Annotated in this window: 4 protein-coding genes; 1 reads left to right on the forward strand and 3 read right to left on the reverse strand. The window is 72.8% G+C overall.

All coding sequences use genetic code 11. The features are described 5' to 3' along the window. The first annotated feature begins 151 nt into the window (after positions 1 to 151). A complete protein-coding gene (locus SSBG_RS21210) occupies positions 152 to 1,168 on the forward strand; it encodes an RNA polymerase sigma factor (RefSeq protein WP_037870329.1) in 1,017 nt (338 codons plus the stop codon). Positions 1,169 to 1,295: 127 nt separating this feature from the next. On the opposite strand, the gene SSBG_RS21215 is transcribed toward SSBG_RS21210, so the two are convergent. The 3 genes from SSBG_RS21215 to SSBG_RS21225 form a co-directional block, all read right to left on the reverse strand. After that, complete coding sequence (locus SSBG_RS21215; protein ID WP_037870331.1) at positions 1,296 to 3,215, reverse strand: ABC transporter ATP-binding protein; 1,920 nt, start codon at positions 3,213 to 3,215, stop codon at positions 1,296 to 1,298. Then, complete coding sequence (locus SSBG_RS21220) at positions 3,215 to 4,948, reverse strand: ABC transporter ATP-binding protein (protein WP_008748120.1); 1,734 nt, start codon at positions 4,946 to 4,948, stop codon at positions 3,215 to 3,217. Before SSBG_RS21220 ends, SSBG_RS21215 begins: the two co-directional genes overlap by 1 nt. 113 nt (positions 4,949 to 5,061) lie before the next feature. Further along, a complete protein-coding gene (locus tag SSBG_RS21225; protein WP_008748121.1) occupies positions 5,062 to 6,513 on the reverse strand; it encodes an FGGY family carbohydrate kinase in 1,452 nt (483 codons plus the stop codon). Positions 6,514 to 6,660: the final 147 nt, after the last annotated feature.

Here is a 6,660-nt window from a genome sequence, read left to right on the forward strand (position 1 = left end):
CGCCCCGCCCGCTGACCGCCCGTCACACGCCGGGCACAAAAAGTCCCCGCACACCCCTCGTGGGCCGTCCCCGCCCTGTCCCACACTGAAAAACGGTGCCCCGCCCACCCCGCGGACAGAGGCAGCGAACCCCCCCCAGGAGGCCGACTCCGTGCCCACGCAGCTTCGCGCCACGACGTCCACCCCCCAGGACGCCACGCCCCTGCCCGGCGTCCCCGCCCAGCGCGCCCGCGACCGCGCCCCCGCCCCGCCCGGCGGCCACGCGCCCGACCTCTTCCGCCAGTACCTGCGCGAGATCGGCCGCATCCCGCTGCTCAACGCCGCCGACGAGGTCGAACTCGCCCGCCGCGTCGAGGCCGGGCTGTTCGCCGAGGAGAAACTCGCCGGGCCGGGCCCGCTCGACACCCGCCTCGCCCTCGACCTGGACCGCCTCGTCGTCCTCGGCCGCGCCGCCAAACGCCGCCTCATCGAGTCCAACCTCCGCCTCGTCGTCTCCGTCGCCAAGCGCTACGCGGGCCGCGGCCTGACGATGCTCGACCTCGTCCAGGAGGGCAATCTCGGCCTCATCCGCGCCGTCGAGAAGTTCGACTACACGCGCGGCTTCAAGTTCTCCACCTACGCCACCTGGTGGATACGCCAGGCGATGTCCCGCGCCCTCGCCGACCAGGCCCGCACGATCCGCGTCCCCGTGCACGTCGTGGAGCTGATCAACCGCGTCGTACGGGCCCGCCGCACCCTCCTCCAGGAACGCGGCCACGAGCCGTGCGACGCCGAGGTCGCGGCCGTCCTGGGCCTCACACCGGAACGCGTCGGCGAGGTCCTGCGCCTCGCCCAGGAGCCGGTCTCGCTCCACACCCCGGTCGGCGGCGAGGACGAGGTCGCGCTCGGCGACCTCATCGAGGACGGCGACGCCCCCTCGCCCCCCGAGTCCGCCGCGCTCCTCCTCCTGCGCCGCCACCTGGAGGACGTCCTCTCGACCCTCGGCGAGCGCGAGCGCCAGGTCGTCCAGCTCCGCTACGGACTCGACGACGGCCGCCCCCGCACCCTGGAGGAGATCGGCACCCTCTTCGGCGTCACGCGCGAACGCATCCGCCAGATCGAGGCCAAGACCCTCGCCAAACTCCGCTCCCACGTCTTCGCCGACCAGCTCAGGGGCTACCTCGACTGAGGGACTGGAGGCTGAGGGGCTGGGGGACTGGGGCCGCCCCGGGGCTACGGACGGCGAAGGGGCGCCCCCGCGCCCGTACGGGACCAGATCCCGTACCGCCGCGAAGACGCCCCGCTCCCGCCGCCGTCTACTCCACCTCGGCCACGGCCTGCGCGAACTGCGCCGCGTACAGGCGCGCGTACGCGCCGCCCGCCGCCAGCAGCTCCTCGTGCGTGCCCTGCTCCACGATGGCGCCGCCCTCCATGACGAGGATCGTGTCCGCGTCGCGGATCGTGGAGAGCCGGTGCGCGATGACGAAGCTCGTGCGCCCGGCCGCCAGCCGCGCCATCGCCTTCTGGATCAGCACCTCGGTGCGGGTGTCCACGGAGCTGGTCGCCTCGTCGAGCACGAGGATCACCGGGTCCGAGAGGAAGGCCCGCGCGATCGTGATGAGCTGCTTCTCGCCCGCGCTGACTCCCGTGCCCTCGTCGTCGATCACCGAGTCGTAGCCCTCGGGCAGCGTCCGCACGAAGCGGTCCGCGTGCGCCGCCCGCGCGGCCTCCTCGATCTCCTCGCGCGTGACCTCGCGCGCCGCCCCGTACGCGATGTTCTCGGCGATCGTGCCGCCGAAGAGCCACGTGTCCTGGAGCACCATCCCTATCCCGGCGCGCAGGTCGTCGCGGCGCATCCGCGCGATGTCCACGCCGTCGAGCGTGATGCGCCCGCCCGTCACGTCGTAGAAGCGGAGCAGCAGGTTGACCAGCGTCGTCTTGCCCGCGCCCGTGGGGCCGACGATCGCGACCGTGTGACCCGGGTCTACCTCCAGGGACAGGTCCTCGATGAGCGGCTTGTCCTCCTCGTAGCGGAAGGACACGTGCTCGAAGGCGACGCGCCCGCGCAGTTCGCCGGGCCGCTGCGGGTCCGCGGGGTCGGCGCTCTGCTCCTCGGCGTCGAGCAGCTCGAAGATCCGCTCCGCCGAGGCGACCCCGGACTGGATGAGGTTCGCCATCGAGGCGACCTGCGTGAGCGGCATCGAGAACTGCCGCGAGTACTGCACGAACGCCTGCACGTCACCGATCGACAGCGCGCCCGAGGCGACCCGCAGCCCGCCCACGACGGCGACGAGCACGTAGTTGATGTTCGACACGAACATCATCAGCGGCTGCATGGCACCGCTCGTGAACTGCGCGCGGTTCGAGGCGTCGTACAGCGCCTCGTTGTGCTCGCGGAAGACCTCCGCCGACTCCTCCTGGCGCCCGAAGACCTTCACGAGCGTGTGGCCCGTGTACATCTCCTCGATGTGCGCGTTCAGCTCGCCCGTCGTCTTCCACTGCCGCACGAACTGCGGCTGCGAGCGTTTGCCCACGCGCGTCGCGACGAGCGCCGAGAGCGGCACGGTCACGAGCGCGACGAGCGCGAGCAGCCAGGAGATCCAGAACATGACCGCGAGGACCCCGATGATCGTCAGCACCGAGTTGACGAGCTGGCCGAGCGTCTGCTGCAAGGTCTGCTGGAGGTTGTCCATGTCGTTCGTCGCGCGGCTCAGCACCTCGCCGCGCTGACGGCGGTCGAAGTACGAGAGCGGCAGGCGCGACAGCTTCGACTGCACGTCCTCGCGCAGCCGCCTGATCATGAGGTTGATCGCCCGGTTCGAGAGCCGCACCGAGACCGACATGAGCACGCCGCCGACCGCGAAGACGAGCGTCGCGATGAGCAGCACCTCGCCGAGGGCGCCGAAGTCGATGCCCTGGCCCGGCGTGAAGTGCACCCCCTTGAGGAGGTCGGCGAAGCCGCCGTCGCCGCGCTCGCGCGCCGCCTCGATGACCTGTTCCTTCGTCTGCCCGGCGCGCAGCTGCCCGCCGATCACCCCGCCGAAGAGCAGGTCGGTCGCGTGCCCGAGGATCTTCGGCCCCGAGACCGAAGCGGCCACGCTCACGATGCCGAGCAGCAGCATCCCGGTCAGCAGGGCCTTGTACGGGGCGAAACGGCGCGCGAGCCGCTTGGCCGTCCCCTTGAAGTCCTCCAGCCCCTGCGCTCCGGCCGCCATCCGTCCACCGGGCCCGGCCATCACGCGGCCTCCGCTTCCGTCAGCTGGGAGAGCACGATCTCCCGGTACGTCTCATTGGTCTCCATCAGCTCGTGGTGCCGCCCCACGCCCACGATCCGCCCCTCGTCCAGCACGAGGATGCGGTCCGCCTCGCGGATCGTCGCGACGCGCTGCGCCACGATCACCACCGTGGCCCGCGCCGTCTCCCGGCCCAGCGCCGCGCGCAGCGCCGCGTCCGTCGCGTAGTCGAGCGCGGAGAAGGAGTCGTCGAAGAGATAGATCTCGGGGCGCTGCACGAGCGTGCGCGCGATCGCGAGCCGCTGCCGCTGCCCGCCCGAGAAGTTCGAGCCGCCCTGCGCGACCGGCGCGTCGAGCCGGTGCTCCAGCTTCGCCACGAAGTCCTTGGCCTGCGCGACCTCCAGCGCGTGCCACAGCTCCTCGTCGCTCGCGTCCGGGTTCCCGTAGCGCAGATTGCTCGCGACCGTCCCCGAGAAGAGGTACGGCTTCTGCGGGACGAGCCCGACCGTGCGCGCCAGCAGCGCGGGATCGACCTCGCGCACGTCCACGCCGTCGACCAGGACCTCGCCCTCGGTCGCGTCGAACAGGCGCGGCACGAGGCCCAGCAGCGTCGTCTTGCCGCTGCCCGTCGAGCCGATCACGGCGGTCGTCTCACCCGGCAGCGCTTCGAGGTCGATCCCGCGCAGGACCGGCTCCTCGGCCCCGGGGAAGCGGAAACCCGCGCCGCGCAGTTCGAGCCGCCCGTGCCGGCGCAGCTCGGTGATCCCGGCCTTCGGCGGTACGACGCTCGACTCGGTGCCCAGCACCTCCTCGATGCGCTCGGCGCACACCTCGGCGCGCGGCACCATCATGAACATGAAGGTGGCCATCATGACGGCCATCACGATCTGCATGAGGTAGGAGAGGAACGCGGTCAGCGCCCCGATCTGCATCCCGCCGCTCTCGATGCGGTGCGAGCCGAACCACACGACGGCGACGCTGGAGAGGTTCACGACGGTCATGACGGTCGGGAACATCAGCGCGAAGAGCCGCCCGGTGCCGAGCGAGACCTCCGTCAGCTCCCCGTTCGCCCCGTCGAAGCGCTTCCCCTCGTACGCGTCGCGCACGAAGGCGCGGATGACGCGGTTCCCGGTGATCTGCTCGCGCAGCACCCGGTTCACGGTGTCCAGCCGGGTCTGGAGCGTACGGAAGAGGGGCCGCAGCTTGCGCACGATGAGCGCGACCGAGCCGCCGAGCACGGGGATCACGACGAGCAGGATCGAGGAGAGCGGCACGTCCTGGCCGAGCGCGAGGATCACGCCGCCGACGCACATGATCGGCGCCGAGACCATGAGCGTGAACGACATCAGGACGAGCATCTGCACCTGCTGCACGTCGTTCGTCGTCCGCGTGATGAGGGTCGGCGCGCCGAACTGGCCGACCTCGCGGGCCGAGAAGGACTGCACGCGGTCGAAGATCCGCGCCCGCACGTCCCGCCCGAGCGCGGCGGCGGTCCTGGCGCCGTAGAAGACGGCGCCGACGTTCCCCGCCATCTGCACGACGGCGACGAGCAGCATGAGCCCGCCGAACTCCATGATGTAGCCCGTGTCACCCTTCACGACACCGTTGTCGATGATGTCGGCGTTGAGCGTGGGCAGGTAGAGCGCGGCGCAGGTCTGGACGAACTGGAGCAGGACGAGAAGAGCGATGGGCCGTTTGTAGGGGGCCAGCGAGGCCCGCAGAAGTCGTATGAGCACACTGCGCCTGTCGGAGAGGGGCCGGGAGCCTCCCTATCCTGAGCGATGTGCCCGGGTGCGGACCAACCGATTAATTCAAGGCGGGGTCAAATCCCGCCGCCGCCGGTTCGGCCTCACAGCGGCTTCCGGTCCCCGAAGGCCCCCGGGTGCGTCTCCTCCCGCACCGCCGCGTACTGCTGCCGCACCGCCGCGCCCACGAGCAGTTCCTCCTCGTCGGCCTCGATGACCTGCGCCGCCGCCCCCTGCCACGCCGGCGGCTCCGTCGCGTCGAGCCGCCCCTCGTGCACGCCGAGCGCCCACGCCGCCTGCCGCGCCGCGCCGAGCGCCGCGTACTCGGCCGGCTGCGGCACGACGACCCGCGCGCCGAAGAGCGAGGCCGCCACGGCCCGTACGGCGGGCAGCCCGGCCGCCGAGCCGAGCAGGAAGACCCGCTCCACCGCGACACCCCGCGCCCGCAGCACCCCGAGCGCGTCGGCGACCGAGCACAGCATCCCCTCGAAGGCCGCGCGCGCCAGGTGCTCGGGCCGCATCGACTCGCGCCGCAGCCCGCTGAGCGTGCCCGCCGTGTACGGCAGGTCGGGCGTGCGCTCGCCCGCGAGGTAGGGCAGCAGCACGAGGCCGTGCGCGCCGGGCGTGGACTTGAGCGCGAGCGCGGAGAGCCCGTCGAGGTCGGTGCCGAGCAGCTCCGCCGTGCCGCGCAGCACCCGCACGGCGTTGAGCAGCCGCACCACCGGCAGGTGCATCCCGGTCGCGTCGGCGAACGCGGTCACCGCCGCGTCCCCGATCGCCTCGTGGTGGATCGCCATGACGGAGCCCGAGCCGCCGAGCGAGACGACCGCGTCGCCCGCGCGCACCCCGAGCCCGAAGGCGGCGGCCATCGTCTCGCCGGTCCCCGGCGCGATGAGCAGGCCCTCCGGCGTGGTCCCGGCCGCGTCCGAGGGGCCGAGCACCTCGGGCAGCGCGACCTGGTGTCCGAGCGCGAGTTCCGCGAGGTCGGGGCGCCACACGCCCTCGCGCGCCGACCAGTAGCCCGTCCCCGAGGCGCCGCCCCGGTCGGTCGTGCGGCGCGCGGGCCGCCCGAGGAGCTGCCACACGAGCCAGTCGTGCGCCTGGAGCACGGTGGCGGTCCTGGCCGCGTTCTCCGGCTCGTTGCGCGCGAGCCAGCGCAGCTTGGTGACCTGGTGCGCGGGCCCCGGCACGGAGCCGACGGCCTCGGCCCAGGCGGCGCGGCCCCCCTCCAGCGCGTCCGCGAGATCGGCGGCGGTGGCCTGCATCCGCTTGTCGGTCCCGACGAGCGCCGGCCGTACGGTCGCACCCTGCGCGTCGAGCGGGACGAGCGCGTGCTGCTGCGCCGAGACCCCGATCGCGCGCACGCCTTCGAGCACCCCGCCCCCGGCCGCCTCGCCGAGCGAGAGCAGCCAGGACTGCGGATCGCTCTCGTGCGGCTCGCTCCCCTCGGAGGGGTGCGGGGCGTACCCCTGCTTGAGCACGGCGCCGGTGTCCGCGTCGCACACCACGATCCGGGTCGCCTCTGCCGAGCTGTCCAGTCCCGCGACTATCCCCATGACAGGGAATTGTGCCGCACGTGACCGGTGGGGGAGCACTCGGCCGTACGGCGTAAGGGGCGGGGGCCGTTCGGGGGGGCGGGGGCGGAGCGGGGGTGCCGGGGGAGCGGGGGCGGAGCGTGGCCGTCCGGGATACGGAAGCGGGGC

The sequence above is a fragment of the Streptomyces sp. SPB074 genome (genome assembly GCF_000154905.1).
Lineage (GTDB): Bacteria > Actinomycetota > Actinomycetes > Streptomycetales > Streptomycetaceae > Streptomyces.

Coding starts and splice junctions, on each gene's coding strand:
- SSBG_RS21215 (WP_037870331.1), bottom strand. CDS start 3,215: ATGGCCGGGCCCGGTGGACGGATGGCGGCCGGAGCGCAGGGGCTGGAG.
- SSBG_RS21225 (WP_008748121.1), bottom strand. CDS start 6,513: ATGGGGATAGTCGCGGGACTGGACAGCTCGGCAGAGGCGACCCGGATC.